The organism is Comamonas nitrativorans, from assembly GCF_042654765.1.
GTDB classification, from domain to species: domain Bacteria; phylum Pseudomonadota; class Gammaproteobacteria; order Burkholderiales; family Burkholderiaceae_C; genus Comamonas; species Comamonas nitrativorans.
The window spans coordinates 335847-362129 of sequence record NZ_JBHSEW010000001.1 but is presented as its reverse complement, the minus strand read 5'-3'; the positions used below and the strand labels follow the sequence as shown (position 1 = coordinate 362129).

The window sequence follows — 26283 nt, the reverse complement described above, 5'->3', positions numbered from 1 at the left end:
CAGATGCAGGGGGCATGTCCCCATGGCCTTGCGGGGGTGGCGCCCATCAGCGCTGGCGCAGGTGGGTATGGGGTTGCGCACCGGGCGGCTGCCCCTGCGCAGCGTCCAGTGCCTGGAAAAATTCCGAAGGCTGCATGCCCAGCCCGCTGATGATCTTGGCGATGTTGATCAGGGCGATATTGCGCTCTCCCCGCTCCACACCGCCCATGTAGCTGCGGTCAATGCCGCATTCGTCGGCAAAGGCCTCTTGCGAGAAACCTTGCGCTTTGCGCAAGTGCCGTACGGTGCGTCCGAACGCGACGAGTACCGGGGATCTTTCTTCGGATGGAGAGGTTAGAGCCATATATGGATGGTTCCTTTTTACGGCCTAAAACACCACGGACGATAGGTACGCTTTCTAAAAGTTCACGGACTATAAGAATCAATTCAGTTACACTTAAATACTTTGTTAATTAAAAGAGGCGGCCACGCGAGGCCTTCTTCCCATGCGCACCAATCTGCCGGTTACGGATCGCGAGTACCGCTTCAACTCGCAGGAGACGCTGGTTTCGGTCACCGATACCAAAGGCCACATCACCTACTGCAACCCGGCATTCATTGCCGTGAGCGGCTTTGCCGAGGAAGAGCTGCTGGGCCAGCCGCACAACATCATTCGCCATCCGGACATGCCTGCCGAGGCCTTTCGCGACCTGTGGGCCACCATCCGCGCGGGCCAGCCATGGACGGGGCTGGTCAAGAATCGCCGCAAGAACGGCGATTTCTACTGGGTGCAGGCCAACGTGACGCCTTTGCGTGCGGGGGCGGCCATCACCGGCTACCTCTCGGTGCGCACCCTGCCCACCCAGGAGCAGGTGCAAGCGGCCCAGGCGCTGTATGCCACCTTGCAGGCCGAGGTGCGTGCGGGCCGCCGTCCAAGCCGCCGTCTGTCTGCCGGCACGGTGCAGCGCACCGGCTGGCGTGGCTATATCGCCCGTGGGCTGCAACCGGGTACGGGTGCGCGGTTGGTGGGCTTGTGTGCTGCTGTGGCAGCGGTTACGGCATGGCCGGCCATGGCGCAAGCGCCGCTGGCCGTCACTGTGGCCACGGCAGCCATTGCCGTGTTCGGGGCCGGCTGGCTGGCGCGGCGCTGGGCCGTGGCGCCGCTGGCGTCCCTGGTGTACGACGCCAATCTGCTGGCCTCGGGCGACCTGTCGCATACGGTGACCACCGGGGCTGACGGCAGCATCGGTCAATTGCAGCGTGCGCTGTTCCAGCTCAGTGTGAACCTGCGCACCGTGGTGCAGGATGTGCGCAGCGAGGTGCAGCAACTGGAGCAGTCGGTGCAGGAGGTCGCTGCCGGCAACCACCATCTGTTCGAACGCACCCAGACCCAGGCGAACAATCTGGCGGTCACCGCCTCGGCCATGGAAGAAATCACCAGCACGGTACACAGCAGTGCGGCCTCGGCGGCAGAGGGCGCACGCCTGGCGGCCCACACCAAAACGCTGACCGACAGCGGCCACGAGGCGGTGCAGGCGGCGGGCCACACCATGCAGGGCATCGCGCACGCCGCCCAGGACATTCAAAGCATCGTGCAGCTGATCGAAGGGGTGGCCTTTCAGACGAATTTGCTGGCTTTGAACGCGGCAGTGGAGGCCGCCCGTGCCGGGGAAGCCGGGCGCGGCTTTGCCGTGGTGGCCGGCGAGGTGCGGGCCCTGGCTGCACGCACGGCGGATGCGGCAGGCAGCATCCGCCATCTGATCGGGCAATCGACCGGGCGTGTGGCCGATGGCACCGAGGCCACCGGCGCGGCGCTGCAACGCATGGACGCCACCCTGCAGGCCGTGGCGCAGGTCGATGCCTTGCTGGCGCAAATCAACACCGCTGCCAACGAGCAGCAGCAGGGCATTGCGCAGATCAACCACGCCATTGCCGATCTGGATGCCATTACCCAGCAGAACGCGGCCCTGGTGGAGCAGGTGACGGCAGCGGCGCTGGCCTTGCGCACCCAGGCGGGCAACGTCCGCAACACCATGCGGCTGCTGCGCCTGAGCAGTGCCGAGGCGGCCTTGTCCCAGTACGGCTCCGCCCCGGAGCCTGTTCATCCTCTTTCCATGGAGCCTGCAAGCCAGCAAAAGGCCGCAATCTAGGCGCAGCCGCAGGCCGTGTTGCCGGCCTGGGCAAGACGGGCAACACCCCCAGCCCGGTAGGAAAAGCGCCCTGCGGCGCTGCGGGCTACTTGACCGTGGGCACCAGGATGGTCGAGGCCGCAGGCGCGGCCAGTTCGGGCCAGTCGCGGCTGAAGTGCAGGCCTCGGCTTTCGTGGCGCATCTGGGCGCTGCGGATGATCAGCTCGGCCACCTGCACCAGGTTGCGCAGCTCCAGCAGGTCGCGCGTGACGTGGAAGTGGGCGTAGAACTCGTCGATCTCGCTTTGCAGCAGGGCGATGCGGTGCGCGGCGCGTTCCAGCCGCTTGTTGGTGCGCACGATGCCCACGTAGTCCCACATGAAGCGGCGCAGCTCGTCCCAGTTGTGCGAGATGACCACGGCCTCGTCGGCATCGGTGACCTGGCTGTCGTCCCAGGCGGGCAGGGGCGGGCGGTCGGTGGCGGGGGCGCTCTGGATGTGCTTGGCCGCTGCGCGGGCGAACACCATGCACTCCAGCAGCGAGTTGCTGGCCAGCCGGTTGGCGCCGTGCAGGCCGGTGCAGGCGGTCTCGCCAATGGCGTACAGCCCGGCGATGTCGGTGCGCCCGCCCAGATCGGTCAGCACGCCGCCGCAGGTGTAGTGGGCGGCGGGCACGACGGGGATGGGTTCGCGCGTGATGTCGATGCCCAGCTCGGCGCAACGCGCCAGGATGTTGGGGAAATGCTCCTGCAGGAACTGCGGGCTTTGGTGCGAGATGTCCAGGTGCACGCAATCGAGGCCGTGCTTCTTCATCTCGAAGTCGATGGCGCGGGCCACGATGTCGCGCGGGGCCAGTTCCTCGCGGGTGTCGTGCTGCGGCATGAAGCGCGTGCCGCCTGCGCCGGGCGGCAGTTTCAGTTGCCCGCCCTCGCCGCGCACGGCCTCGCTGATGAGGAAGGATTTTTCATTCGGGTGGTACAGGCAGGTCGGGTGGAACTGGATGAACTCCAGGTTTGCCACCCGGCAGCCGGCCCGCCACGCGGCGGCAATGCCGTCGCCGGTGGCCGTGTCGGGGTTGGTGGTGTAGAGGTAGACCTTGCCCGCCCCGCCCGTGGCCAGGATGGTGTGCGGGGCGCGGAAGGTGATGACTTCGTCGGTGGCCTCGTCCAGCGCGTACAGGCCCAGGCAGCGCTGCGGGCCGGGCAGGCCCAGCTTGCGGCTGGTGATCAGGTCGACCAGCGTGTGCTGCTCCAGCAGGGTGATGTTGGGCGTCTGGCGCACATGGGCGATCAGGGTCTGCTGCACGGCAGCGCCCGTGGCATCGGTGGCGTGGACGATGCGCCGGGCGCTGTGCCCGCCTTCGCGCGTCAGGTGCAGGTGGCCGTCCTCTTCGGAAAACGGCACGCCCAGGTGGCGCAGCCAGTGAATCGTGTCCGGCGCGTTTTCCACCACGTAGCGGGTCGAGGCCATGTCGCACAGGCCGGCACCGGCCACCAGCGTGTCCTGCACGTGGGCATCGAAGCTGTCGCCTTCGGCCAGCACGGCGGCGATGCCGCCTTGCGCCTGGCCGCTGGAGCCGGCCTGCAGCTCGCGCTTGGTAATCACGGCCACGCGGTGCGTGGGCGCCAGTTGCAGGGCGGCGGTCAGGCCGGCCAGGCCGCTGCCGACGATCAAAACATCGAAATCCTGGGGGGTGGTGTGTGTCATGGCACTCTCTTGAGAAGTCTCTCGCCATGGCCCGCGCGGGTCTGGCGGGGTGGGGCGTCAGACCGTGCTGATGGGCAGGTAGGTCAGGCGCAGGTAAATGGGGGCAAAGGCTTCGGCCTGGGTGATTTCCAGCAGGTTTTCCTTGGCCAGTTCCAGCAGGGCGATGAAGGTGACCACCAGCACCGCCGAGCCTTCCTGCGGGGCAAAAACAGCCTCGAACGGCACGAAGCGCTGGCCTTGCAACTGTTTCAGCACCCGGCTCATGTATTCGCGTACGGACAGCGCCTCGCGCGAGATGTGATGGTGCTGCACCAGCCTGGCGCGGCGCACGATGTCGCGCCAGGCTGCCTGCAGCTCGGCCACGTCCACGTCGGGAAAGCGCGGCTGCAGGCTTTGCTCGATGAAGATCTGCGTCTGCACGAAGTCGCGCCCGTGCTGGGGGATGTCGTTCAACTGCTGGGCGGCGAGTTTGATCTTCTCGTACTCCAGCAGGCGGCGCACCAGCTCGGCGCGGGGGTCGGCGGCTTCTTCCTCGCCCTCCTTGACCTTGGGCGGCAGCAACATGCGCGATTTGATTTCGATCAGCATGGCGGCCATGAGCAGGTACTCGGCGGCCAGCTCCAGGTTGCGGCTGCGGATTTCTTCCACATAGCCCAGGTACTGGTCGGTGACTTGCACCAGCGGAATGTCCAGGATGTTGAAGTTCTGCTTGCGGATCAGGTACAGCAGCAGGTCCAGCGGGCCTTCGAAGGCTTCCAGAAAGACCTCCAGCGCATCGGGCGGGATGTACAGGTCGTGCGGAATCTTGAACAGCGGCTGGCCGTACAGACGCGCCAAAGCCACCTGGTCGGTCAGCGCAGGTGGCGTCGGTTCGGTCAGGGGGGCGGTATCGGCCGCCACGGGGCGGGCGGCTTCCAGCACGGGCGGCATGGCAGGCGTGGGGCCAGACCGTGGGCCGGCTTACATCGGGCTGGTGCGTTTACCAGCCGGGGTGTAGGAGTAGTACACGTACGCTTTTTGCGCCACTTTGCCGGCGCGGTAGTCTTGCCAGACTCCGGCATCGACGTCCTTGTCCCACAGCAGGCCACGGCCTTGCTGCTGCTGGGCGTCGAGCTGGGGTTTGTCCTGTTTCAGCTGACGGATGAAGTCGGTGGTGTCCGAGGTGTAGTGGGGGCGGGCAAAAAATGACATGGCAATTGCGCGGGCGCAGGGTGGCACAAAAGGCCGGATTTTACGGTCTGCGCCCGGCTTGGGGCATGAATTGGCCGGTTTCGATAAAAAAGAGAGCTTCCAGCGCTTTCTACACAAGGGCTGGATGCCATTCAGGGCGCAATTTTGCGTTTCAGCGCCTGCGCCATGGCAGGCGGCAGGCCGGGCAGGGATTTGAGCAGCCAGGGCAGCAGCCTGCGCTTGGCACCGGCCAGCGCCTCGGGCACCAGGGCCTCGATCAGATGCGGCCCCGGCTGGGCCAGGGCGTATTCCAGCGCGGTGCAGAAATCCTCGGCGGTCTGCGCCCGCACGGCGTGTACGCCCATGCCCTGGGCCAGTTGGGCAAAGTTCAGTTGCGGCCCGCCCAGGTCGAGCTGCGCCCGCGCCTTGGGGCCGCCGGCGCTGGCACCTACGCGGTCCAGCTCGACGTTCAGCACCGAATAGCTGGCGTTGTTGAAGATGATGGCCGTCACGTTCAGATTTTCCCGCGCCATGCTCCACAGCGCCTGGAGGGTGTACATGGCGGTGCCGTCGCCGATCAGGGCGATCACCGGGCGTTCGGGGCAGGCAATGGCTGCGCCGACCGCGTTGGGCAGGCCCTGGCCGATGGCCCCGCCGGTCAGCGTGATCAGGTCGTGACGCGGGCCGCCTTGCGTCATGGCCCCCAGCATCAGGCCGCTGGTGATGGCTTCGTCGATCAGGATGGCGTTCTCGGGCAGCAGGTGGCCCACGGCCTTGCACACCTTGGGCGCGGTGAGCTTGCCCGTGGGGCGGGCGGGGCGCTGCGGTGTTTGCAATCGGGGTGTTGCGGTATCGGCGCCCAGCAGTGCTGCCAATTGCTCCAGGCTGGCGCAGGCGTCCTGCGCGGGGGTGGCCAGGGTATGCACCTGGCAGCCTGGCGGCACCAGATCGCTGGCCTTGCCGGGGTAGGCAAAGAACGAGACGGGGGATTTGGCATCCACCAGCACCAGGTGCTGCAGCGGGGCCAGTTGCACTCCGGCCATTTCCGCGAGGTAGGCGATGCGCTCCACGGCAGGCAGGCCCGCGCCGCGTTCCATGCGGGTGGGAAAGACTTCGGCCAGCAGCCGCACGCCGGTGGCTGCCGCAATGCGGGCGGCCGCCAGCAGGCCGCGTTCGCGCAGCGCCTGGGGGCCCAGCAACAGGGCGGTGGCCTGGCCGCTGCGGATGTGCTGGGCAATGGTCTGCAACGTGGCGCTGTCTGCCGCTGGCGGCTGCGGCAAGGGCGGCGGGGCGCAGGGGGCCGCGCCTTCGCCCCACGACACATCGGCGGGCAGGATGAGGGTGGCGACCTGCCCTGGCAGGCCCCGGGCGGCGGCGATGGCATCCGTCGTGTCCTGCGCCAGTTGCGCGGTGGATTGGGCGGTGCGCACAAAGCCGGGCGAGACGTTGCGGGCCACGGTTTCGATGTCGGACTGCAACTGCGCGTCGTACCGGGTGTGGGTGGTGGCGTGGTCCCCGACGATGTTCACCACCGGCACCTTGCCCTTGCGGGCGTTGTGCAGGTTGGCCAGCCCGTTGCCCAGGCCGCAGCCCAGGTGCAGCAGCGTGGCGGCGGGTTTGTCGGCCATGCGGGCGTAGCCGTCGGCCGCGCCGGTGGCGACACCCTCGAACAGCGCCAGCACGGCACGGATGCGCGGCTCGGCGTCCAGCGCGGCGACGAAGTGCATCTCGCTGGTGCCGGGGTTGGTGAAGCAGACTTCGACGCCGGCATCGGCCAGGGTGTGGATCAGGGCATGGGCACCGTTCATGGCGTAATCTCCTTGTCACTTTATGGATAGCTTCTTCCGCTTTCTGGATAAGCGTTCAAGGCCGTTTTGGCTTGAAATTCAACGGTTGCGCCAGAACATGAAGTTCAGCAACCGGTAGGCCCGCTGGCCATAGGGCGGCATCAGCAGATCCACCGTGCGCCAGCGGCTTTGCCGGAACACCGGGCGCAGCTTGGAAAAGGTCAGAAACCCCTCGTAGCCGTGGTAATGCCCCATGCCGCTGTGGCCCACGCCGCCAAAGGGCAGGTCGTGCAGGCCGGTGTGGATCAGGCTGTCGTTGATGCTGACGCCGCCCGAGAGTGTTTGCGCCAGGTAAAAATCTTGCAGCGCCCGGTCGTGGCTGTAGATGTAGAGGGCCAGCGGGTGGTGGCGGGCGTTGATGTAGTCGCGCACCTCCTCTTTGCTGCGGTAGGTGAGGATGGGCAGCAGCGGGCCGAAGATTTCGCGTTGCAGGATCTGCATCTGCTCCGTCACGTTCAGCACCAGCATGGGCGGCAGGATGCGCCGCGCGGCATCGCCTGCCTGGCCCGGCAGCAGCGGCACGATGCGGGCGCCCTGAGCGACGGCGTCCTGCAGCACGGCCTGCAGGCGGCCGTACTGGCGCTGGTCGATGATGGCGGTGTAGTCGCCGCCCAGCAGGTCGGGAAAGCGCTCGGCTGCAATGCGCCGGGCGTGGGCGATGAAGGCTTCCTCGCTGCCCTCGGGCAGCAGCAGGTAGTCCACATTGGTGCAGATCTGCCCGGCGTTGAGCAGCTTCACCCACAGGATGCGCTCGGCCGCCTTGTCCAGCGGAAAGTCCGGCGCAACGATGGCCGGGGACTTGCCGCCCAGCTCCAGCGTCACCGGCGTCAGGTTGGCGGCGCAGTTGGCCATCACGGCCTTGCCGGTCTGCGGCGAGCCGGTGAAGAACAGATGGTCGAACGGCAGTTGCGTGAACAGCGGCCCCAGGCTTTGCCCCGGCCCGGCGTCGTCGTCGGCCAGAAAAGCCAGCTTGTCGGCGGGGAAGTAATCGGGGCTGATTTTTTGCAGCAGCCGCGCCAGGTGGCCGGAGTTTTCCGACATCTTCACCATGGCCCGGTTGCCTGCGGCAAAGGCGCAGATCAGCGGTTGAAAGGCCATGGCGATCGGAAAATTCCACGGCACCACGATGCCCACCACGCCCAGCGGCTGGGCAAAGGTGAAGGCCCGCGCCAGCGGGTACTGCGTGGGGTCGAGGCGGCGCTTTTGCGGCCGCATCCAGCGCTTGAGGTGGCGCATGGCGGCCAGGGCGGCCTCCTGGCCCTGGAGCAATTCCGTGAGCAGGGTTTCAAAGCGGCTGCGGCTGCCATAGTCCTGGGCGATGGCCTGCACGATGGCCTCGCGGTGGTCACGCAGCAGATGGTGCAGCTGGCGCAGGTCGGCCCGGCGCTCCTGCAGGCCGGGGTTGCGCTGCTTTTGGAAGGCGGCCCGCTGCGCGGCAAAAGTGTCACGCAGCACGGCGGGCAGATGGTCTGGCGCGGGGGGCAAGAAGGGGGTCATGGGTGGCTTCCTTTCAACAGCTCGGCGCATTTCTCGCCAATCATGATGCTGGGGGCGTTGGTGTTGCCGGTGGTCAGCGTCGGCATGATGGCGGCATCGGCCACGCGCAGGCCGTCCACGCCATGCACGCGCAGGTCGGGGCCGACGACGGCCAGCGGGTCGCTGGCCGGCCCCATCCGGCAGGTGCCGACCGGGTGGTATTCGGTATCGGCGTGGCGGCGCATTTCCTCGGCGATGGCCTCGGGGTCGTCCGCTGCCAGGGGGCGCACCATCGCGCCGCGCCAGGGGGCCAGGGCGGGGTCGTTCATTACCGCCAGCCCCTTTTGCACGCCGCGCACCATGTGCGGCAGGTCGTCCGGGGCGCTGAAGTAGCGCGGGTCGATCAGCAGGCTGTCGCGCGTATCGGCGCTGGCCAGGCGCACTTCGCCCCGGCTTTCGGGGTGCGTGAGCGTGACGTGCAGGCCAAAACCGTGGCCCCAGTGCAGTTTGCGGCTGTGGTCGTCGACCATGGCGGCAACGAAGGTGAACTGGATGTCGCTGGCCCGCAGGCCCGGCGCGGTGTGCAGGAAGGCCACGGCCTCGGCCACGTTGCTGGTGATGGGGCCGCTGCGCTGGCGCTGCCATTCCCGGATGCCGCGCAGCAGTTGCACGGCGCCCGAGGGGCAGATGCCGAAGCCCGCCTCGCTCCCGGGGCTGTGCCAGTTGAGCGAGGCGGTGATGTGGTCCTGCAGGTTCTGCCCCACGCCCGGCAGCGCGTGCAGTACGGCAATGCCGTGCCGGGCCAACTGCGCCGCCGGGCCGATGCCCGAACACATCAGGAGCTGGGGCGAGCCGTAGGCGCCGCCCGATAGCACCACTTCGCGCCGCGCCCGCAGCACGCGCTCCTGCCTGCCCTGCACCACACGCACGCCCACGGCGCGGTGGCCTGACCAGACGATGGACAGGGTCTGCGTGCGGGTCAGCACCTGCAGATTGGGGCGCTGCACATGGGGCGCGAGGTAGGCGCGGGCCGCGCTGCAACGCTCGCCCCCGCGCTGCGTGGCCTGGACGGGGCTGCTGCCTTCCTGCCGGGCGCCGTTGTAGTCCGGCGTGGGCGCAATGCCCTGCGCGGCGCAGGCGTGCAGAAAGGCTTGCGTGGTGGGAAAGCGGCTGCGCAGCCAGTCCACACCCAATGGGCCGCCCGCGCCGTGGTAGTCGTTGGCGCCGAAGCAGGCGCTGTCCTCGGCCTTTTTGAACAGGGGCAGCACGCTGTCGTAATCCCAGCCCGGGTTGCCCAGCGCCGCCCAGTGGTCGTAGTCGCTGCGGTGGCCCCGGCAGTAGATCATGGCGTTCACCGCGCTGCTGCCGCCCAGCACGCGCCCGCGCGGCTGAAAGCCCTGGCGGCCATGCAGGCCCGGCTGCGGCACGGTGGCGTAGTGGGCGGAATGGCGGGGCAGCCGCGCCTCGGCCACGAAACCCAGCGGGGCGCGGATGAAGGCGCTGCTGTCCGGCCCGCCCGCTTCGACCAGGCAGACGGTGGTGGCCGGGTCTTCGGTCAGGCGGCTGGCAATCACGCAGCCGGCGGAACCTGCACCGATGACGAGGTAGTCGAATTCCATCATGTCTCCTTATATTGATAGCTTTTTCCGCTGATAAACAAACGATTTCAGATTGATAACTATCTGAAATCCAATAGATACCATCGGTATAAGCTCTGTTTTTTAATGACCCACAATATTCCGCGCTGCGGCCCGTGCCGTCAGGATGCAGCCCGGCAGAAACGTGCCTTCCAGCGAGCGCTTGCCCGATGCCCCGCCGCCGCCAAAGCCTGCCGCCTCGCCCACGCAGTACAGGCCGTTGATGGGCTGGCCGCTGCCATCCAGCACGCGGCTGTGCAGATCGGTTTGCAGCCCGCCCAGGCTTTTGCGCGTGATGAGCTGGGTGTGGATGGCGATGAACGGCCCCGCGCCCGGCTGTTGCAGCGGTGCGGGGGCGCAGGTACGCAGGCGGTCGGGCTGCCACTTTCTGGCTTCCAAAATGCGGCGCACCTGGCTGTCGCTGTCCGGCTGGCCGCCGGGGGCAAACAGGCCATCCCAGGCATTGACCGTGGCCTGCAACTGCTCCACCCGGATGTCGTGCGAGGCGGTGAGCTGGTTCATCCGGCCTGCCAGCTCTGTCAGCGTATCGGCCACGATGAAGTGCGGGCTTTGCTGCGCCATCTGATCGACCAGGCGGTGGTTGCCCAGCAGCGTCTCCTTCACAAAGCGCAGAAACTGCCGGTCGCGGATGCGCGGGTTGTGCTCCGCCCCGGAAATGGCAAATTCCTTCAGGGCGATGCGGCGGTTGAGCAGCTGCCACGTCCAGGGCTGCGTCTGCGCGGCCACCTGCTGGCACAGCCAATGGGTGTCAAAGCCGGTGACCAGCGGCTCGGGGCCGATGCGTTCGCCCCGGTGGTTGAGCCACAGCGCCGACTTGCACGGAATCAAGGAAAGGCCGTGGCCGGGAAAGTGCGGAAATGGATGCGGAATACCGGCGGCGTAGTTCCACATCTCCCCCGCGTGGGTGATGCGTGCGCCCAGCGTGTCTGCCGTCCAGTGGTGCAGGCGGCCGTCGGCAAACGGGTGGGCGCCGTTGAGCATGGTTTTTGGCAAGGGCCGATCTGGGGGCCAGTTGCGCCGCGCTTCTTCGTGGCCGCCGTTGATGCCGCCTGTGGCCAGCACCACGGCAGAGGCGCTTAAACGGATTTCCCGCCCCGTGGCCTCATCGACCGCTACTGCGCCTGAAAGCCGGCCTCCTGCATGTTCCAGCGCCGTGACACGGTGGCGGTGCAGCACCGTCAGCCGCCCGCCCTGGCCTGCGGCGTGCATCTGCGCGATCAGCCGCAGCGTCATGAAGCGCGACGTGCCCCAGACGATGTGGTACCGCGCCACGCTGTTGCCGTCGCTATTCATGCCGCGCTCGACCAGATTCACGGCGGGCATGAAGCGGATGCCCTCGCCCAGCAGCCAGTCGTACACCTGCGGGCGCGATTGCTCCACGTAGTAGCGGGCCCATTGCCGGGGCCAGTGGTCATCCTCGGCCAGCTCGCCAAAGCGCAGCCAGTCGGCCAGGGCGCGTTCGGGGCTGTCGGCAATCTTGCGCCTGGCCTGCAGGGGCGCGCCCACCAGCGCCATGCCGCCAAAGGCCCACAGCGCCAGGCCGCCCAGGCGTTCGGGCGTATCGCGATCGACCAGTGTGACGCGCCGGCCTGCCCGCAGCAATTCAAGCGCGGTGACGATTCCTGCCAGCCCGCCGCCGATGATGAGGGCGTCGGCTTTTTTTTCTGCCGCCATGTCCATGTCTCCTTGGAATGTTCTGCACGATAGCCCGTTAAGATGGCTCGTGATTGACTTTGAAGGACAGAAAAATTGACTTTGGATGCCACCGCCTCGCTAGGCTGGGTAAACACCGTGCTGGCCGCCGCCGAGGCACTGGGCGTGCCGCGCGAGCAACTGCTGGCGCAGGCGGGCCTGCCCCCCGATGCGCTGGAGCGCGAGCGCTGGCCCATGGACCACCTGACCCGCCTGTGGCGCTCGGCGGTGCAATGCACCGGGGACGCCAGCTTTGGCCTGAAAGTCGGCGCCCAGGCGGGGCTGGACAATTTCAGCGTGGTGGGCGATGTGTTGCAGTCGGCCGCCAGCCTGCGTGCGGCGATTGGCTGGGTGCAGAAATACCAGCGGCTCATCAGCGATGGCGGGCGCTTTCAGATGCTGGCGGGCAGCCAGGCCAGCTGGCTCATCTACCACCCGCGCCAGGGGGTGCTGCCGTTCAGCCCGCACCAGATCGAGGCCGTGCTGGCCACCGTGCTGGCGCTGGCGCGGCGGCTGGCCGGGCGGGCATTGGTGCCGCAGGCCGTGCAGTTCAACCAGCCGCGCATCGGCCCGCTGGCCGGTTACCACGCGGCGTTTGGCTGTGCTGTGCAGTTCGAGCAGGCTTTCAGCGGGCTGTGGCTGGCCAATGGCGTGCTGGACGCCCCCTTGCCCCAGGCCGATGTATTGCGGGCCCACGACCACCATCGCCATGCCACCCAGCGGCTGGCCGCGCTCAGTACCCGGACGGACTGGCGGCAGGCGCTGCACGCCTGGCTGGCGAGCAGCCTGCAAAGCGGCCATGTGCCGACGCGTGCCCTGGCTGCCCAGGCGGTGGGGTGCAGCGAACGTACCCTGGCGCGGCGCCTGCAGGTGCAGGGCACCAGCTTTGCGCAGTTGTTCGATGGCGCCCGGCGCGAGCAGGCCCTGCAGGCCGTGGCGCAGACCGATCAGCCGCTGGCCGACATCGGCCAGCAACTGGGCTTTGCCGAACCGGCGGTGTTCTGGCGGGCCTTCAGGCGCTGGACGGGGCTTACTCCTGCACAGTGGCGGGCGCAGCATCCAGCTGCACGCCCCGCAGACTGCGGCTGAACGAGGTGGCGCTGGGGTTGTCCACGAACACGCACTGCTTGCCCGTGCGCTTGCAGAAGTCCTTGACGCGCCAGTAGGCGTTGTGGCTGATGCAGCCGGTCTGGCAGATCACCAGGTCGGCAGCGGCCAGCACCGAATCCAGGGCGCTGTGCTTGTCGTCGATGCCGCCGTCGTGGTGGGCGAACTGGCCGCCGGCCTTTTCGATCACGGCGCGGTAGTTGGCCACGTTGGTGTGGCGCCCGCCCACGCACACGACTTTCTTGGCGTGCAGCTGCAAGACGGGCTCCGGCGCAGGCTCGGACACTGCCGGGGCGGGCTGCAGGGCCTCGATGGCTTGCTGGCGGATCAGGCGCTCGGATTGGGTCAGGGCGTGGCGCAGCTCGGCGTTCTGGGTCTGTAGCTGGCTCTGGTGCTGCGTCAGCAGCTCTATTTTTTTCTGGAGTTTGGCGACCAGATCATGCTCGGGCAGTTCGTTTTTCAGCCGCTCGACATCCTGCTGCAGGAACGTGATGCGCGAGGCCTGGCCGATGGCGTGGGCGCGTGCCTGCACCAGTTCGGTGTGCAGATGCTCGATTTCGTTGGATTTTTCGGTAATCACGCGGGTGCAGCGCTCCTGAACCCGGCCCAGTTCCTGGGTCAGGACGGCGTTTTCCCTGGCCAGCGCCTGCACCTGGGCGACGTCCACGCGCACGGCGGCGCCAGCCTGGTGTTGCAGCATGTGCATGTCGCGCAGCAGCACTTCCTGCAGTACGTCGTCGCAGCGCGGGTGGGTCAGTGCGGCCCAGAAAGCACCGGAAACATCCCCCAGCCGCACGGCCTGGGCCCAGAGCTGGGCGACGGCCTTGGCATCCTTGGCGGCGCGGAAGGCGCGGATGTGCGGGGCGAAACGTGCTTCCAGGTCCTTGTGGAACAGCTCGGTCAGGCGGGTGCGCTTGCCGCATTCGGCCACTGCGCCCAGGTGGATGTCGTAGTCATCGGCCACGGGCGGGTTGGCCAGGGCCTTGTGTACCAGCTGGCGCAGCCGTGCCAGGGGGAAGCACACGCCGATGACCGGGCAGTGGCATTGCTGGGGCAGATCCCACAAGCGGCGGCGGCGCGAACCGGTGGACGAGGGGGCGGGGGTGCTGCAGGCGTCGCACATAGAAAGAGTCTCCAAAACAAGAACGATTCGTATTCTAAATAAAAATAAATCTCATTCATAGATTTTTTTGTTGCCCCTTTCCGGAAAGATGCAACGGCCTGTTAGGCTTCTTCGTCCACGGGACAAGAAAAAGGAGGGATGCCGATGCTGCATCGTCTATGGCGGGCCGCGGCGGCGGTCGGAACCAGCGTGCTGGCGCTGCTGGGCTGCGACCAGCAGCGCATCGACGCGCTGGAGGAAGGGCTGTCGACCGAGGCCGATGTCCGCGCCCAGTTCGGCGAGCCGGCCACCATCTGGCCCGAGCAGGATGGCGGGCGCACCTTTGAATACAACCGCCAGCCCATGGGGCACCAGAACTTCATGATCACCATCGGCGCCGATGGCCGGATGAGTGCCCTGCGCCAGGTGCTGGCCCCGCACGTCTTTGCGCAGGTGCAGCCGGGCATGAGCCAGGAACAGGTGCGCCGCCTGCTGGGCCAGCCGGCCAGGCGCATGACCTACGACCTGAAGCAGGAAACCGACTGGGACTGGCGCTGGGTCGATCCGCCCGCGCGGGAGATGGTGTTGACCGTCACCTTTGGCGCCGATGGCCGGGTGCTGCGCTCGGGCAGCATCGAGAAACTGCCGGAGGGGCGTTAGCGATGGCGTCTTCGGCAGCGGCGGCGTACGCCTACCTGGGCACGGCGATCATTGCGGAGGTGATCGGCACTTCGGCGCTGAAGGCGTCGGACAGCTTCACCCGGCTGTGGCCCAGCCTGGTCACGGTGCTGGGGTATGCGCTGGCGTTCTATTGCCTCTCGCACACCCTGAAAACCATTCCTACCGGCGTGGCCTACGCCATCTGGTCGGGCGTGGGCATCGTGCTGATTTCGCTGGTCGGCTGGTTCTGGCTGGGGCAGCGCCTGGATGCCCCGGCGCTGCTGGGCCTGGGCTTGATCATCGCCGGGGTGCTGGTGATCAATCTGTTCTCGAAAACCGTGGGGCATTGAAAATTCATAGCTGTTTCCGCTTATAAAAAAAGGATTTCAGATAGTTTTATGTATGAAACCCTTGGTTTGTCAGCGGAAAAGGCTACTTATTTTGGTTGAAATGCGATGATGCCCATGCCCGCCAGGGCCACCAGCACGCCTGCGGCGTCCCACGGGGTGGGCCGCACCCCGTCCACCGCCCACAGCCAGGCAATGGCCACGCCGATGTAGACACCGCCATAGGCGGCATAGACGCGCCCTGCGGCGCTGGCGTGCAGGGTGAGCAGCCAGGCAAACACGGCCAGGCTGACGGCGGCGGGCAGCAGCAGCCAGGCGGACTTGCCTTCTTTCAGCCACAGGTAGGGCAGGTAGCAGCCCAGGATTTCGGCCAGCGCGGTGGCGACGTACAGGGCGAGGGTGGACATTTTTTCTTGTTCCTTGTTTTTCCGAATCAGTGCGCGTCCCCGTCCAGCGACTGCAACTGCCCCAGCTGGTGCGCCAGCTCGATGGCCGATTCGACCCCCATTTTTTCAAAGATGTTGGCGCGGTGAAATTCCACCGTGCGCTGGGTGATGCCCAGGTGTTCGGCGATGTTCTTGTTGTAGTGGCCGCGCAGCAGTTCGCCCAGGACTTCGCGTTCGCGCGGGCTGAGGCTGGCCAGCGCCTGGCGCAGCCGCTGCGTGTGGCGCTGCGCCTGGGTCTGGCTGGCGGCGGCCTGCAGGGCCTGTTCGACGCGATCGACCAGCAGGTTGTCCTGGAACGGCTTTTCCAGAAAATCCCAGGCGCCGTTCTTGACGGCCTGCACGGCAGTGCTGACATCGCCGTGGCCGGTGAGGAACAGCACCGGCCAGGGGCAGCCCAGGGGCTTGAAATGCTCGAAGGTGACGGGCCCCGACCAGGGCTGCATCCGCACGTCCAGCAGCACCACCGCTGCGCCCCAGTCGGGGGCCTGGGCGGCAATGCCTTCGATGAAGGCCGGGCCGCTGGCCCAGCCGCAACTGCGCCAGCCGCGCGAGTCGAACAGCCAGGCCAGGCCGTCGCGGATGTCCGGGTCGTCGTCCACGATGTGGATGCAGGGGGGCAGGGATGTCATGGCTTGGGTGGGGCGGGTGTGCGGGGCAGGGTGACGGTGAACAGGGCGCCGCCCAGCAGCGGGTCGCGGCCCACGGCAATGCTGCCGTGGTGCGCCTCGACGATGGAGCGGCAGATGGCCAGCCCCATGCCCATGCCGCCGGGCTGGGTGCTGAAAAAGGCGTCGAAAATCCGCGCCTGGTCTTCGGCGGGCACGCCGGGGCCGGTATCGGCCACGGCCAGGGTGAGGGCGCTGTCGGCCACGTCCAGGCGCACCTGCACTTGGGGGTGGGCTGCCTGCCCGCGTGCGGCCCAGGCCAGGGCGTTGCTGCACAGGTTGTGCAGCAGATGTTCCAGCAGCAGGGCGTCGCCTTGCACCGGGGTGGGGGCGCTGGGCAGCAGTTGGTGGATGCGCAGTGCCTGCCCCTCTTGCGCGGCGTTGCAGGCGCGGCGGGCCAGGGCGTTCAGGTCGATGTGTTCCAGGTTCAGCTCGCGGCGGCGGGCAAAGGCGTTGACGCGTTGCAGCACGCTGCCGGCGCGTTCGGCCAACTGGGCCATGCGCTGCACCACGGGCTGCATGTCGGCCAGGGTGATGGTGGCGCTGTTCAGGCGGTTGAGCAGCCCGGTGGCGAAGCTGGACAGCGCCCCCAGCGGCTGGTTCAGCTCGTGCGCCAGGGTGGAGGCGACTTCGCCGACGGCCACCAGGCGCTCGGAGGCTTCGAGCTTTTCCTGCTGCAACTGCGCCAGTTGCTGGGCGCGTTTGCGCTCGCTGATGTCGACGATGGAACTCATCCAGCCCAGTTGCACGCCGTGGCTGTCGCGCAGCGGTGCTTCGTGGATGAGGACGTCCACGCGCTGGCCGTTGCGGTGCTGGAACTGCACTTCGATGCCCTGGGGCCGGGTGCCCTGGCGGATGATGCGTTCATGCTCGTCGAAGATGCGTGGCACATGCTCGGCGGGCCAGTAGGGGAAGGGCGCCCGCTGGCCGATCAGCTCCTCGGCGGGGTAGCCCAGCATGGCGCAGAAGGCGGGGTTGACGTACAGCACCCGCCCCTGCATGTCCCAGGCCCGCATCCCGACGCTGGCCGATTGCTCCATGGCCGTGCGCAGGGCCACCTCGGCCTGCAGGCGCTGCTGCACCTGGCGGCGCTTGCGCAAGTCCTGGCGCAGCGCCAGCAGGCTGACCAGCATCCCCAGCAGGAACAAGAGCGCCACCAGGAAGAACACCCGGGGCACGGTGGAGCTGCGTGGCCCTTGCGGGACGACCTCCAGCAGCAGGTCGGTGCCCGGCAGATTGATCGCGGTGTTGTAGCGGCCATCCGGGGCCGGCGGCGCGGCGGGCGCGGCATCGACCACCAGCCGCACGCTTTGCTGGGCCAGGAACCACGGCGGCAGCAGGGCGGCCAGGGCATGTTCCATCGACACCGCCAGCACGTAGTTGCCCAGCAGGCGGCTGTCGTCGAAGTAGGGCACGGCCAGCCAGACGGTGTCGCCCGCAATGCCGTGGGCGTTGCGCATCGGCCCGGCGTAGCTGGAGCGGCGCAGGCCGGTGGTGATGTCCAGCAGCGTGTCCAGCGCCTGCCGGTTGCTGGGGTGCAGGGCCATGTGTTCGCGCCACAGCGGGACGTCGGCGTCGTGCCCCTGGCGGGCGGGCAGCCACGTCTGGGCGACGATGGTGTCCGGGCTGCGCCAGAGCAGGCCGACGGGCAGGTCATCGTCCAGGTAGGTGTCCTGGCCGGGGGCGGGCACCAGGGCGTCGGGGCCGTCCAGCGCGGCGCGGCGGGCCAGGCGGGCGGCATCGTCCTGCAGGCGGCGGAAGTGGAACAGCACGCTTTGCTCCAGCCACTGGGCGTCGGCCCCACGGCGGCGCTCTTCTTCCTCTTTCTCGAAATGGTCCAGGTACCAGGCCAGCGCCACCACGGTGGCGATGACCAGCGCGGCAAAGCCCATCATCCAGACGACGGCCCAGCGGCTGCGTTCGCTCAGGCGCTGGGTGTGCAGCAGGATGTAGTCCAGGGCGTCCGGCGAGTCGGGGGACTCCTGGGACACCTGCGATGGCGGAGGGACGGGGGGCACGGGGCAGGCGGAATGGTCAAGCGAAAGGGACTGGCAATAATAGCGGGCTATGAATGACGCCAACCCGCTGCGCCGCCGCTGTTTGCAAGCCCTGGTTTGCGCCCCCTGGGTGCGCACGGCCTCGGCCCGGCCGCTGGTGCTGCGCCTGTCGCACGTCGTCAAGGAAGCAACGCCCAAAGGGGTGGCTCTGCAACAGTTCGCCCAGCAGCTCGATGCCGTCAGCAAGGGGCGTATGCAGGTGCAGATTTTTGCCAACGCCCGCCTCTACAGCGATCTGGACGAGATGCAGGCGCTGCAACTGGGCGCGGTGGACATGCTGGCGCCCTCGCTGTCCAAGTTCGGGCGCATCGGCTTTCCGGAGTTCGAACTGTTCGACCTGCCCTTTCTGTTCGAAACCCACGCCCAGGTGCATCGCACCATGCAGGGGCGGGTGGGACAGGCGCTGCTGGCGGCCTTGCAGCGCCAGCGGCTGGTGGGGCTGGGGTATCTGGACAACGGCTTCAAGCACATGAGCGCCAACCGCGCCCTGCTGGAGCCGCAGGACTTCGTCGGCCAGCGGATGCGGGTGCAAGGCTCGCGCGTGATTGCCCACCAGATGCGCGTGCTGGGGGCGCAGCCGGTGGAGCTGGACTTTGCCCAGACACGCCGCGCCCTGGCGCTGGGCGTGGTCGACGGCACGGAGAACCCCGTCTCCAACTTCTGGACGCAGCAGATGCACGAGGCGCAGACCGACCTGAGCCTGACCCGCCACGGTTACCTGGGCTACTGCCTGGTCGTCCACCAGCGCTTCTGGCAGCACTTGCAGCCCCAGCAGCGCGGCTGGATGCAGCAGGCGCTGCGCGTGGCGCTGGACTGGGGCAATGCCATGGCCCAGCAGCAGAACGAGCGCGACCTGGCCGCACTCCGCGCCACCGGCGCAACCCGCATCCACCACCCCGGCGACCGGCAGCGCGAGCAGTTGCGCCAGGCGCTGCAACCGGTCTACGAGGGGCTGGCGCAGCGCATCGGCGGGCAGTGGGTGCAGGCGATGCTGAAAGACAGGGGTAAACCCTAGCTGTGGAACGCCACAGTTTGCAAGCGGCGGGGGCTTTCCTACATTGCGGGGCGTGTTGTTCATCCCGTCATTCAAGGAGACCTGTCCCATGCAATTTCCCGTCAAACATGTTCTGGCCTGCGCCCTGCTGGCCTTTGGCGCCACCGTGGCCCATGCCCAGACCGTGATCAAGTTCAGCCACGTCGTGGCGCAAGACACGCCCAAGGGCAAGGCCGCCGAGTTCTTCGCCAAGAAGGCCGAGGAGCTGACGGGCGGCAAGGTGAAGGTGGAAGTCCACGCCAACAGCGCCCTCTACAAGGACAAGGAAGAGATGGAAGCCCTGCAACTGGGCGCGGTGCAGATGCTGGCCCCCTCGCTGGCCAAGTTCGGCCCGCTGGGCGTGAAGGAGTTCGAGGTGTTCGACCTGCCCTTCATCTTCGACAACCGCGACGACCTGCACAAAGTCACCACCGGCCCCGTGGGCCAGAAGCTGCTGGACAAGCTGCAAAAACGCGGCATCACCGGCCTGGCGTACTGGGACAACGGCTTCAAGGTGTTCTCCTCGAACAAACCCATCCACAGCGTGGCCGACTACAAGGGGCAGAAGTACCGCATCCAGTCCTCGAAAGTGCTGGAGGCCGAAATCCGCGCCCTGGGCGGCATCCCGCAGGTGATCGCCTTCGGTGAAACCTACCAGGCGCTGCAAACCGGCGTGGTGGACGCGACCGAGAACCCCCCGTCCAACTTCTACACCCAGAAGATGCACGAGGTGCAGAAGCACGTCTCCATGACCAACCACGGCTACCTGGGCTACGCGGTGATCGTGAACAAGAAGTTCTGGGACGGTCTGGACGCCACCGTGCGCGGCCAGCTCGAAGAGGCCATGAAGCAGGCCACCGCCTACGCCAACCAGATCGCGCAGGACGAGAACGACCAGTCCCTGGAAGCGGTGAAGAAAAGCGGCAAGACCACCATCTACACCCCCACCGCCGAAGAGCGCAATGCCCTGAAGAAAGCGCTGGTGCCCGTGCACAAGCAGATGGAAAGCCGCATCGGCAAGGACGTCATCCAGGACGTGTACCAGGCCACCGGCTTTGACCCCAGCAAGCTCTAAACCCACCCCCTAAAGACAGCGGGCACCGCAGCCATGTTGCGGTGCCCGCTGTGCCAGGGGCGCACGGTACGTACGGTATGTACGGCCCGGCTTACCTGGGAGAAGTTGTCTCATGATGAAAATACTCGATCACCTGGAGGAGTGGCTCATCGCCTTTTTGATGGGCGCGGCCACCCTCATCGTTTTTATTGCGGTGCTGCACCGCTACAGCGCAGGCTTTGCCATACCGGGCCTGCAGGACTGGCTGCTGGGCATCAACATGACCTGGGCGCAGGAGCTGACGATCATCATGTTCGTCTGGATGGCCAAGTTCGGCGCGGCCTACGGCGTGCGCACCGGCATCCACGTCGGCGTGGACGTGGTCATCAACCGGATGGGCACGGCCAACCGCAACAAATTCATCATCTTCGGCCTGGCCGCCGGGGCGCTGTTCACCGGCATGGTGGCGGTCATGGGCGCCACCTTCGTCTGGGACAACGGGGCGCACTACGGCATCAGCGAGCTGCTGGGCATGAATGTGGACGACCTGATCGAAGGCCCGACCACCCCCGACCTGGAGTGGCCCACCTGGATCGTCTACAGCGCCATTCCCCTGGGCAGCAGCCTGATGTGCTTCCGCTTCCTGCAGGTGCTGGTGGCCTTCCTCCGCACCGGCGAGCTGCCGCACCACGACCACGGCCACGTCGATGGCCTGGACGACGAGCTTGAAGAAGCCAGCCAGAGCCAGAAGGGAGACAAAGCATGAACGCGGCCATTATTTTTCTGATCCTCACGCTGCTGATGGTCTCCGGGATGCCGGTGTCCATCGCCCTGGGCCTGACGGTGCTGTCCTTTCTGTTCGGCTTTACCGAGGTGCCGCTGGAATCGGTGGCGCTCAAACTGTTCACCGGTATCGAGAAGTTCGAGATCATGGCGATCCCCTTCTTCATCCTGGCGGGCAACTTTCTCACCCACGGGGGCGTGGCCAAACGCATGATCAACTTCGCCACGGCGATGGTCGGCCACTGGCACGGCGGCCTGGGCCTGGGCGGCGTGCTGGCCTGCGCCCTGTTTGCGGCGGTGTCCGGCTCCAGCCCGGCGACGGTGGTGGCCATCGGCTCCATCCTGCTGCCGGCGATGGCCAGGGCGGGCTTTCCCAAGCGCTTTGGCGCGGGGGTCATCACCACCTCCGGGGCGCTGGGGATTCTGATTCCGCCGTCCATCGTGATGGTGATGTACGCCGTGGCGACCAATACCTCGGTCGGGGCGCTGTTCATGGCGGGCGTCGTGCCCGGCCTGCTGCTGGCCATGATCCTGGGCGGCGTGACTTGGTGGCGTGCCCGCAAGAACAACTACCCGCGCCTGCCCAAGGCCTCGTGGGCGCAGCGCTGGGATGCCTTCCGCAAATCCGCCTGGGGCCTGTTCCTGATCGTGGTGGTGATGGGCGGCATCTACAGCGGCATCTTCACCCCCACCGAGGCGGCCGCCATGAGCGCCGTGTACGCCTTCGTCGTGGCCGTGTTCATCTACAAGGACATGGGCCTGAAAGACGTGCCCAAGGTGCTGCTCAGTTCCGCCAACATGAGCGCCATGCTGCTCTACATCATCACCAACGCGGCGCTGTTCAGCTTCATCATGGCCAATGAAGGCATCCCGCAGGCCATGGCCGACTGGATGCTGGGCAACGGCCTGGGCGTGATCTCCTTCCTGCTGATGGTCAACGTCATCCTGCTGCTGGCGGGCAACTTCATGGAGCCGTCGTCGATCATGCTGATCTTCGCGCCCATCATGTTCCCCATCGCCATGCAGTTGGGCATCGACCCCATCCACCTGGGCATCCTGATGGTGGTGAACATGGAAGTGGGCATGTGCCACCCGCCCGTGGGCCTGAACCTGTACGTGGCCTCCGGCATCACCAAGATGGGCATCACCGAGCTGACCGTGGCCGTCTGGCCCTGGCTGCTGTCCATGCTGTGCTTCCTGGTGCTGGTCACCTACTGGCCCGGCCTGTCCCTGTGGCTGCCGCGTGCCTTGGGGATGATGTAAAGCATAGCTTTTACCGCAGATAAATAAAGGGTTTCAGATAGTTTTCTATCTGAAACCCTTTGTTTTAGAGCGGTAGCAGCTTCTTTTTTAGAACGTTTTCTTAAATACTGCGTGCCCGTGCCGTGGGCGGGTACTTGGCGAAATACTGGCGGATGCCCTGCATGATGGCGTCGGCCAGCTTGGCCTGGTAGGCGGGGTTGCGCAGGCGCAGCTCCTCGTCGGGGTTGCTGATGAAGGCGGTTTCGATCAGCACGCTGGGGATGTCCGGCGCCTTCAGCACGGCAAAGCCCGCCTGCTCCACCTTGGGCTTGTGCAGCTTGGCAAAGCTGCCGATCTGCCCCAGCAGCACGCTGCCCAGTTGCAGGCTGTCGCGGATTTGCGCGGTGGTGCTCATGTCCAGCAGGGCGTGCTGCACAGTTTTGTCCTTCTGGTTGCCCATGTTCAGGCCGCCGATCAGGTTGGCCTGGTTTTCCTTGTCGGCCAGCCAGCGGGCGGCGGTGCTGGAGGCGCCCTTCTGGCTCAGGGCGAACACGCTGGCGCCGTTGGCCGAGGGCTTGGTGAACGCATCGGCGTGAATGCTGATGAACAGGTCGGCCTGCACGCGCCGCGCCTTGCTCACGCGCGTGGCCAGGGGAACGAAGAAGTCGCCATCGCGCGTCAGAAACGCCCGCATCGGGTTGCCGTTGATGCGGCTGGCGTTGATGCGGTCACGCACCAGGTGGGCGATTTTCAGCACCACGTCCTTCTCCCGCGTGCCGCGCGGGCCGATGGCGCCCGGGTCTTCCCCGCCGTGGCCGGGGTCCAGGGCGACGATGATGATGCGCTCGGTCTTGGTCGCCGCAGGAATGCTTTTGGGCGGCGCAGGCTGGGCGGCGGGGGCTTTTTCCGGGGCCGTGGCCACGGCGGCGGGCGGCTGCGCGGGGTGTTCGGGCGTCGGCTGGCGTTGGGCGATGAATTGTCCCAGCGGGTCGTCGTCCTCCTGCGCATCGTCGGCGGCGGCTGCGGCGCTGGCCGACAGTTCCGCGCCGGGCAGGCGCTCCTGGATCAGCAGCGCCAGGGGGTCCTGCTCCTGCTCCGGGTACAAATCCAGCACCAGGCGGTGCTGGTAGGGGGGCACGGGCTTGAGCGTGAACACCTGGGGCTTGGCCGCCTGTTTCAGATCGAGTACCAGCCGCACCACGCTGGGGCTGTTCTGGCCGATGCGGATGGCGGCGATGTTCGGGTCGTCGGGCTGCACCTTGACGGCCAGTTCCTTGAGCGTGGCGTTCAGCACCATGCCCTCGATGTCCACCGCCAGGCGCGGCGGGTTGGGGATGAAGGTCTGCGTGGTTTTCAGCGGCGTGTCCGATTCGAGCGTGACGCGCGAATAATCCGGCGCCGGCCAGACGCGCACCGCCACGATGCTGGCGCCGAAGGCGATGTGCTGGCGCCCCAGCAGCAGTGCCAGGGTGCCCGCTTGCAGCAGGCGGCGACGGGGGTGGGAGATCGGGGGGCGGTCTGCGCTCATGAAAACCAGGTTTGCAACAGTTGCTTGCCGCGTGCGCTGCCCGGACGCAGGCCGACACGGCGTTGGGTGGAATCAATCGCTTCTATATAGATAGCTAGATCGGCTTTGGGAGTAAGCCCTGCGGCTTTTTCCGGCCATTCTGCCAGCTTCAGTCCGGGGCGGGCAAAGATATCCCGAAAACCCGCATCTTCCCACTCCAGCGGGTCGTCGAAGCGGTAAAAGTCGAAATGCCAGATGGCGCACTGGGGCACTTCGTAGGGTTCCACCACCGCATAGGTCGGGCTTTTGATGCGCCCCTGCACGCCCAGGGCCTGCAGCAAATGGCGCACCAGCGTGGTCTTGCCTGCGCCCAGATCGCCGTGCAGGGTGATGAAGGCATCCTGGATGGCAGGGCTGGCGGCCAGTTGCCGGGCAAAGCGGGCGGTATCGGCTTCGCTGGCCCAGGTAAGGGTGTGTGCCTGGGGCGGCTGGGGAGAATCGGACATTTCTACAATCGCTCGCTTATGGACGAGAACAGTCAATGGCTGGCCCGCATCGCTGCCTGGGCCAAGGAGCTGGGATTTTCGCAAATTGGCGTGGCCGGCGTGGATTTATCTTCCAGCGAACCGGGCTTGCTGCGCTGGCTGGAACAGGGCTTTCACGGGCAGATGCACTACATGGCCGCGCATGGCCTCAAACGCGCCCGCCCGGCCGAGCTGGTGCCGGGCACCGTCAGCGTCATCACCGCCCGCATGGATTACCTGCCGCAGGACACGCCCCCCGGCTGGCAGGAGCGCGAGTGGCAGCGCCTGAAAAATCCGCAGGAGGCCATCATCTCCGTCTACGCCCGGGGGCGCGACTACCACAAGGTGTTACGCGCACGCCTGCAAAAGCTGGCCGAACGCATGGCGCAGGAGCTGGGGCCGTTCGGCCACCGTGCGTTCACCGATTCCGCCCCGGTGCTGGAGGCCGAACTGGCCCGGCGCAGCGGCCAGGGCTGGCGTGGCAAGCACAGCCTGGTGCTGAACCGCGAGGCCGGCTCCACCTTCTTCCTGGGCGAAATCTACGTGGACATGCCCCTGGCGCCGACCGACCCGGTGACGGTGCATTGCGGCAGCTGCACCGCCTGCATCGACGCCTGCCCGACCGGGGCCATCGTCGGCCCGCTGCACGTCGATGCGCGGCGCTGCATCTCGTACCTGACGATCGAGTACGGCGGCAGCATTCCCGAGGAACTGCGCCCGCTGATGGCCAACCGCATCTACGGCTGCGACGACTGTCAGCTGGCCTGCCCCTGGAACAAGTTCGCCCAGCCCAGCGTGCTGGCCGATTTCGACGTGCGCCCGGGGATGCAGGACGTGGGCCTGGCCGAACTCTTCGCCTGGGACGAGGCCACCTTTTTGCGCCGCACCGAAGGCAGCCCCATCCGGCGCATCGGCCACGAAAAATGGCTGCGCAACATCGCCGTGGCGCTGGGCAATGCCCTGCGCAGCGCCGGGGATGCCGCCACGGCGCAGGCCATCGCGGCCACGCTGGACACCCGCCGGGACGACGCCAGCGAGCTGGTGCGCGAGCATGTGCAGTGGGCGCTGGCGCAATCGTTGCTCTTGAATCGATAGCTTCTACCGCTGGTATTGCGTTGATTTCAATATCAAATAATATTGAAACCCAAGATAAATCAGCGGAAAGCGCTCACTTATAAATACTGTACCAGGGCCATGGCCAAAGGCAGACTCAGCGCCGCCAGGGCCGTGGAGAGCGTCACCAGCATCGCCACATAGCCGCCGTTGAAGCCCATTTGCGCCGCCAGCACGTAGCAGGTCGAGGACGCGGGCAGGGCATTGAACACCAGCAGCACCAGCGCCTGCTCGCTGGACAGGTGCAAGGCCCAGGCGGTGCCGAAGGCGATCAGCGGCAGCAGCAGGTGGCGAATCGCCAGCACCCCGCCGCTGAGTTGCCAGGCGTGCCCGAGCAAGCCCAGGCGCATACCCGCACCCGCGCACATCAGCCCCATGGCGATGGCCGCCGCGCCGATGCGGCTGGCCGGGGCGTGCAGCAGTTCCGGCAGGTGCCAGCCCAGTGCATTGGCCGCCAGACCGCTGCTGGTGGCGAGGATGAGCGGATTGCGCAGCAACTGCCGCGCCAGCTGATGCCCGCCGCTGCGGGCCATCGGCCAGACGGCGGCCACGTTCATCAGCGGCACGCAAAAACCGATCAGCACCGACATGAGCAGCAACCCCTGGGCGCCGCCCAGGCGCTGGGCCAGCGCCAGGCCGATGAAAGAGTTGAAGCGAAAGGCAATTTGCGCACTGGCGGCATGTTCACGCCGGTCGATGCGCCGGCCCAGCAGCGGCCAGTACGGCAGGCTGTACGCCAGGGCCACGCCGCCGCCCGCGCACAGCAAACCGGCCAGCACCAGTTGCGAGGTGGCGGCCCAGTCCAGCGTGCTTTGCGCGATGGAGGTGAACAGCATCACCGGAAACAGCAGGTAGTACACCAGCATCTCCACGCTCTGCCAGACGCTGCGGTTCAACGGCGTCCAGCGGCACAGCACATAGCCCAGCACGATCAGGAAAAAATCGGGGAAAAGCAAGGTCACGTACTGCATGGCGGCGATCATAGAA

The 26283-nt window shown here is 66.8% G+C and carries 24 protein-coding genes; 9 read left to right on the top strand and 15 right to left on the bottom strand.

Features of this window, described 5'->3' with window-relative positions:
• Positions 1 to 46: 46 nt before the first annotated feature.
• Complete coding sequence (locus tag ACFO3A_RS01750; RefSeq protein WP_377723418.1) at positions 47 to 343, bottom strand: helix-turn-helix domain-containing protein; 297 nt, start codon at positions 341 to 343, stop codon at positions 47 to 49.
• Between the two features lie 142 nt (positions 344 to 485).
• Between ACFO3A_RS01750 and ACFO3A_RS01745 the strand changes: the two genes are divergently transcribed.
• Positions 486 to 2129 (top strand): methyl-accepting chemotaxis protein, encoded by a 1644-nt coding sequence (locus ACFO3A_RS01745; protein WP_377723416.1) that lies wholly within the window; start codon positions 486 to 488, stop codon positions 2127 to 2129.
• An 85-nt stretch (positions 2130 to 2214) separates the two neighbouring features.
• Here ACFO3A_RS01745 and nadB read toward each other — a convergent pair whose 3' ends face one another.
• From nadB to ACFO3A_RS01710, 7 genes are all read right to left on the bottom strand, one after another.
• Positions 2215 to 3813: an L-aspartate oxidase gene (nadB, locus tag ACFO3A_RS01740; RefSeq protein ID WP_377723415.1), complete on the bottom strand. Its 1599-nt coding sequence runs from the start codon at positions 3811 to 3813 to the stop codon at positions 2215 to 2217.
• Between the two features lie 57 nt (positions 3814 to 3870).
• Entirely contained in the window at positions 3871 to 4743 is an 873-nt protein-coding gene (locus tag ACFO3A_RS01735; protein WP_377723413.1) for a segregation and condensation protein A, read from the bottom strand.
• Positions 4744 to 4773: 30 nt separating this feature from the next.
• Positions 4774 to 5004 carry a DUF3460 family protein gene (locus ACFO3A_RS01730; RefSeq protein WP_377723410.1) on the bottom strand — a complete coding sequence of 77 codons (231 nt, stop codon included), beginning with the start codon at positions 5002 to 5004 and terminating at the stop codon, positions 4774 to 4776.
• Positions 5005 to 5135: 131 nt separating this feature from the next.
• The gene (locus tag ACFO3A_RS01725) at positions 5136 to 6791 is read right to left on the bottom strand and encodes an acetolactate synthase large subunit (protein WP_377723408.1); all 1656 of its coding nucleotides are present in this window, start codon (positions 6789 to 6791) and stop codon (positions 5136 to 5138) included.
• 78 nt (positions 6792 to 6869) lie between these two features.
• Positions 6870 to 8327 carry a coniferyl aldehyde dehydrogenase gene (locus ACFO3A_RS01720; protein ID WP_377723406.1) on the bottom strand — a complete coding sequence of 486 codons (1458 nt, stop codon included), beginning with the start codon at positions 8325 to 8327 and terminating at the stop codon, positions 6870 to 6872.
• The gene (locus tag ACFO3A_RS01715; protein WP_377723404.1) at positions 8324 to 9928 is read right to left on the bottom strand and encodes a GMC family oxidoreductase; all 1605 of its coding nucleotides are present in this window, start codon (positions 9926 to 9928) and stop codon (positions 8324 to 8326) included. Before ACFO3A_RS01715 ends, ACFO3A_RS01720 begins: the two co-directional genes overlap by 4 nt.
• A gap of 99 nt (positions 9929 to 10027) precedes the next feature.
• Positions 10028 to 11638: an FAD-dependent oxidoreductase gene (locus tag ACFO3A_RS01710; protein ID WP_377723402.1), complete on the bottom strand. Its 1611-nt coding sequence runs from the start codon at positions 11636 to 11638 to the stop codon at positions 10028 to 10030.
• A gap of 75 nt (positions 11639 to 11713) precedes the next feature.
• Here ACFO3A_RS01710 and ACFO3A_RS01705 point away from each other — a divergent pair, with 75 nt between their 5' ends.
• Positions 11714 to 12745, top strand: a complete 1032-nt coding sequence (locus tag ACFO3A_RS01705; protein ID WP_377723400.1) for an AraC family transcriptional regulator — start codon at positions 11714 to 11716, stop codon at positions 12743 to 12745.
• Here the strand turns inward: ACFO3A_RS01705 and ACFO3A_RS01700 are convergent.
• Positions 12687 to 13886, bottom strand: coding sequence for a DUF2325 domain-containing protein (locus ACFO3A_RS01700; RefSeq protein ID WP_377723397.1), 1200 nt, complete (start codon positions 13884 to 13886; stop codon positions 12687 to 12689). The genes ACFO3A_RS01705 and ACFO3A_RS01700 overlap by 59 nt on opposite strands.
• A 138-nt stretch (positions 13887 to 14024) precedes the next feature.
• Here ACFO3A_RS01700 and bamE point away from each other — a divergent pair, with 138 nt between their 5' ends.
• Complete coding sequence (bamE, locus tag ACFO3A_RS01695; protein WP_377723394.1) at positions 14025 to 14525, top strand: outer membrane protein assembly factor BamE domain-containing protein; 501 nt, start codon at positions 14025 to 14027, stop codon at positions 14523 to 14525.
• A 2-nt stretch (positions 14526 to 14527) separates the two neighbouring features.
• A complete protein-coding gene (locus ACFO3A_RS01690; RefSeq protein WP_377723393.1) occupies positions 14528 to 14875 on the top strand; it encodes an SMR family transporter in 348 nt (115 codons plus the stop codon).
• An 86-nt stretch (positions 14876 to 14961) separates the two neighbouring features.
• On the opposite strand, the gene ACFO3A_RS01685 is transcribed toward ACFO3A_RS01690, so the two are convergent.
• Genes ACFO3A_RS01685 through ACFO3A_RS01675 form a run of 3 tightly spaced genes read right to left on the bottom strand, consistent with a single transcriptional unit; the run spans position 14962 to position 18001 of the window.
• On the bottom strand, positions 14962 to 15279 hold the full coding sequence (locus ACFO3A_RS01685; RefSeq protein ID WP_377723391.1) for a YnfA family protein: 318 nt from the start codon (positions 15277 to 15279) through the stop codon (positions 14962 to 14964).
• A gap of 26 nt (positions 15280 to 15305) precedes the next feature.
• On the bottom strand, positions 15306 to 15947 hold the full coding sequence (locus ACFO3A_RS01680) for a response regulator transcription factor (protein WP_377723389.1): 642 nt from the start codon (positions 15945 to 15947) through the stop codon (positions 15306 to 15308).
• A complete protein-coding gene (locus tag ACFO3A_RS01675; RefSeq protein ID WP_377723386.1) occupies positions 15944 to 18001 on the bottom strand; it encodes a two-component system sensor histidine kinase NtrB in 2058 nt (685 codons plus the stop codon). Before ACFO3A_RS01675 ends, ACFO3A_RS01680 begins: the two co-directional genes overlap by 4 nt.
• Before the next feature lie 49 nt (positions 18002 to 18050).
• On the opposite strand from ACFO3A_RS01675, the gene ACFO3A_RS01670 reads away from it, so the two are divergent.
• From ACFO3A_RS01670 to ACFO3A_RS01655, 4 genes are all read left to right on the top strand, one after another.
• On the top strand, positions 18051 to 19055 hold the full coding sequence (locus ACFO3A_RS01670; RefSeq protein WP_377723384.1) for a DctP family TRAP transporter solute-binding subunit: 1005 nt from the start codon (positions 18051 to 18053) through the stop codon (positions 19053 to 19055).
• An 88-nt stretch (positions 19056 to 19143) separates the two neighbouring features.
• Positions 19144 to 20148 carry a TRAP transporter substrate-binding protein gene (locus ACFO3A_RS01665; RefSeq protein ID WP_377723382.1) on the top strand — a complete coding sequence of 335 codons (1005 nt, stop codon included), beginning with the start codon at positions 19144 to 19146 and terminating at the stop codon, positions 20146 to 20148.
• A gap of 115 nt (positions 20149 to 20263) precedes the next feature.
• Positions 20264 to 20893 (top strand): TRAP transporter small permease, encoded by a 630-nt coding sequence (locus ACFO3A_RS01660; protein WP_377723700.1) that lies wholly within the window; start codon positions 20264 to 20266, stop codon positions 20891 to 20893.
• On the top strand, positions 20890 to 22173 hold the full coding sequence (locus ACFO3A_RS01655) for a TRAP transporter large permease (RefSeq protein ID WP_377723381.1): 1284 nt from the start codon (positions 20890 to 20892) through the stop codon (positions 22171 to 22173). The genes ACFO3A_RS01660 and ACFO3A_RS01655 overlap by 4 nt, the downstream gene beginning before the upstream one ends.
• Before the next feature lie 100 nt (positions 22174 to 22273).
• On the opposite strand, the gene ACFO3A_RS01650 is transcribed toward ACFO3A_RS01655, so the two are convergent.
• Positions 22274 to 23680 (bottom strand): N-acetylmuramoyl-L-alanine amidase, encoded by a 1407-nt coding sequence (locus tag ACFO3A_RS01650; RefSeq protein ID WP_377723379.1) that lies wholly within the window; start codon positions 23678 to 23680, stop codon positions 22274 to 22276.
• Positions 23677 to 24201: a tRNA (adenosine(37)-N6)-threonylcarbamoyltransferase complex ATPase subunit type 1 TsaE gene (gene tsaE, locus ACFO3A_RS01645; protein ID WP_377723378.1), complete on the bottom strand. Its 525-nt coding sequence runs from the start codon at positions 24199 to 24201 to the stop codon at positions 23677 to 23679. Before tsaE ends, ACFO3A_RS01650 begins: the two co-directional genes overlap by 4 nt.
• Between tsaE and queG the strand changes: the two genes are divergently transcribed.
• Complete coding sequence (gene queG / locus ACFO3A_RS01640) at positions 24184 to 25278, top strand: tRNA epoxyqueuosine(34) reductase QueG (RefSeq protein WP_377723376.1); 1095 nt, start codon at positions 24184 to 24186, stop codon at positions 25276 to 25278. The genes tsaE and queG overlap by 18 nt on opposite strands.
• A gap of 77 nt (positions 25279 to 25355) precedes the next feature.
• Here queG and ACFO3A_RS01635 read toward each other — a convergent pair whose 3' ends face one another.
• Positions 25356 to 26279: an AEC family transporter gene (locus tag ACFO3A_RS01635; protein ID WP_377723374.1), complete on the bottom strand. Its 924-nt coding sequence runs from the start codon at positions 26277 to 26279 to the stop codon at positions 25356 to 25358.
• Positions 26280 to 26283: the final 4 nt, after the last annotated feature.

Bases quoted from the DNA above. Each gene is read 5' to 3' on its own strand.
- ACFO3A_RS01750 (WP_377723418.1), bottom strand. From the start codon at position 343: ATGGCTCTAACCTCTCCATCCGAAGAAAGATCCCCGGTACTCGTCGCG.
- ACFO3A_RS01745 (WP_377723416.1), top strand. From the start codon at position 486: ATGCGCACCAATCTGCCGGTTACGGATCGCGAGTACCGCTTCAACTCG.
- nadB (WP_377723415.1), bottom strand. From the start codon at position 3,813: ATGACACACACCACCCCCCAGGATTTCGATGTTTTGATCGTCGGCAGC.
- ACFO3A_RS01735 (WP_377723413.1), bottom strand. From the start codon at position 4,743: ATGCCGCCCGTGCTGGAAGCCGCCCGCCCCGTGGCGGCCGATACCGCC.
- ACFO3A_RS01730 (WP_377723410.1), bottom strand. From the start codon at position 5,004: ATGTCATTTTTTGCCCGCCCCCACTACACCTCGGACACCACCGACTTC.
- ACFO3A_RS01725 (WP_377723408.1), bottom strand. From the start codon at position 6,791: ATGAACGGTGCCCATGCCCTGATCCACACCCTGGCCGATGCCGGCGTC.
- ACFO3A_RS01720 (WP_377723406.1), bottom strand. From the start codon at position 8,327: ATGACCCCCTTCTTGCCCCCCGCGCCAGACCATCTGCCCGCCGTGCTG.
- ACFO3A_RS01715 (WP_377723404.1), bottom strand. From the start codon at position 9,928: ATGATGGAATTCGACTACCTCGTCATCGGTGCAGGTTCCGCCGGCTGC.
- ACFO3A_RS01710 (WP_377723402.1), bottom strand. From the start codon at position 11,638: ATGGCGGCAGAAAAAAAAGCCGACGCCCTCATCATCGGCGGCGGGCTG.
- ACFO3A_RS01700 (WP_377723397.1), bottom strand. From the start codon at position 13,886: ATGTGCGACGCCTGCAGCACCCCCGCCCCCTCGTCCACCGGTTCGCGC.
- bamE (WP_377723394.1), top strand. From the start codon at position 14,025: ATGCCGATGCTGCATCGTCTATGGCGGGCCGCGGCGGCGGTCGGAACC.
- ACFO3A_RS01690 (WP_377723393.1), top strand. From the start codon at position 14,528: ATGGCGTCTTCGGCAGCGGCGGCGTACGCCTACCTGGGCACGGCGATC.
- ACFO3A_RS01685 (WP_377723391.1), bottom strand. From the start codon at position 15,279: ATGTCCACCCTCGCCCTGTACGTCGCCACCGCGCTGGCCGAAATCCTG.
- ACFO3A_RS01680 (WP_377723389.1), bottom strand. From the start codon at position 15,947: ATGACATCCCTGCCCCCCTGCATCCACATCGTGGACGACGACCCGGAC.
- ACFO3A_RS01670 (WP_377723384.1), top strand. From the start codon at position 18,051: ATGAATGACGCCAACCCGCTGCGCCGCCGCTGTTTGCAAGCCCTGGTT.
- ACFO3A_RS01665 (WP_377723382.1), top strand. From the start codon at position 19,144: ATGCAATTTCCCGTCAAACATGTTCTGGCCTGCGCCCTGCTGGCCTTT.
- ACFO3A_RS01660 (WP_377723700.1), top strand. From the start codon at position 20,264: ATGAAAATACTCGATCACCTGGAGGAGTGGCTCATCGCCTTTTTGATG.
- ACFO3A_RS01655 (WP_377723381.1), top strand. From the start codon at position 20,890: ATGAACGCGGCCATTATTTTTCTGATCCTCACGCTGCTGATGGTCTCC.
- ACFO3A_RS01650 (WP_377723379.1), bottom strand. From the start codon at position 23,680: ATGAGCGCAGACCGCCCCCCGATCTCCCACCCCCGTCGCCGCCTGCTG.
- queG (WP_377723376.1), top strand. From the start codon at position 24,184: ATGGACGAGAACAGTCAATGGCTGGCCCGCATCGCTGCCTGGGCCAAG.
- ACFO3A_RS01635 (WP_377723374.1), bottom strand. From the start codon at position 26,279: ATGATCGCCGCCATGCAGTACGTGACCTTGCTTTTCCCCGATTTTTTC.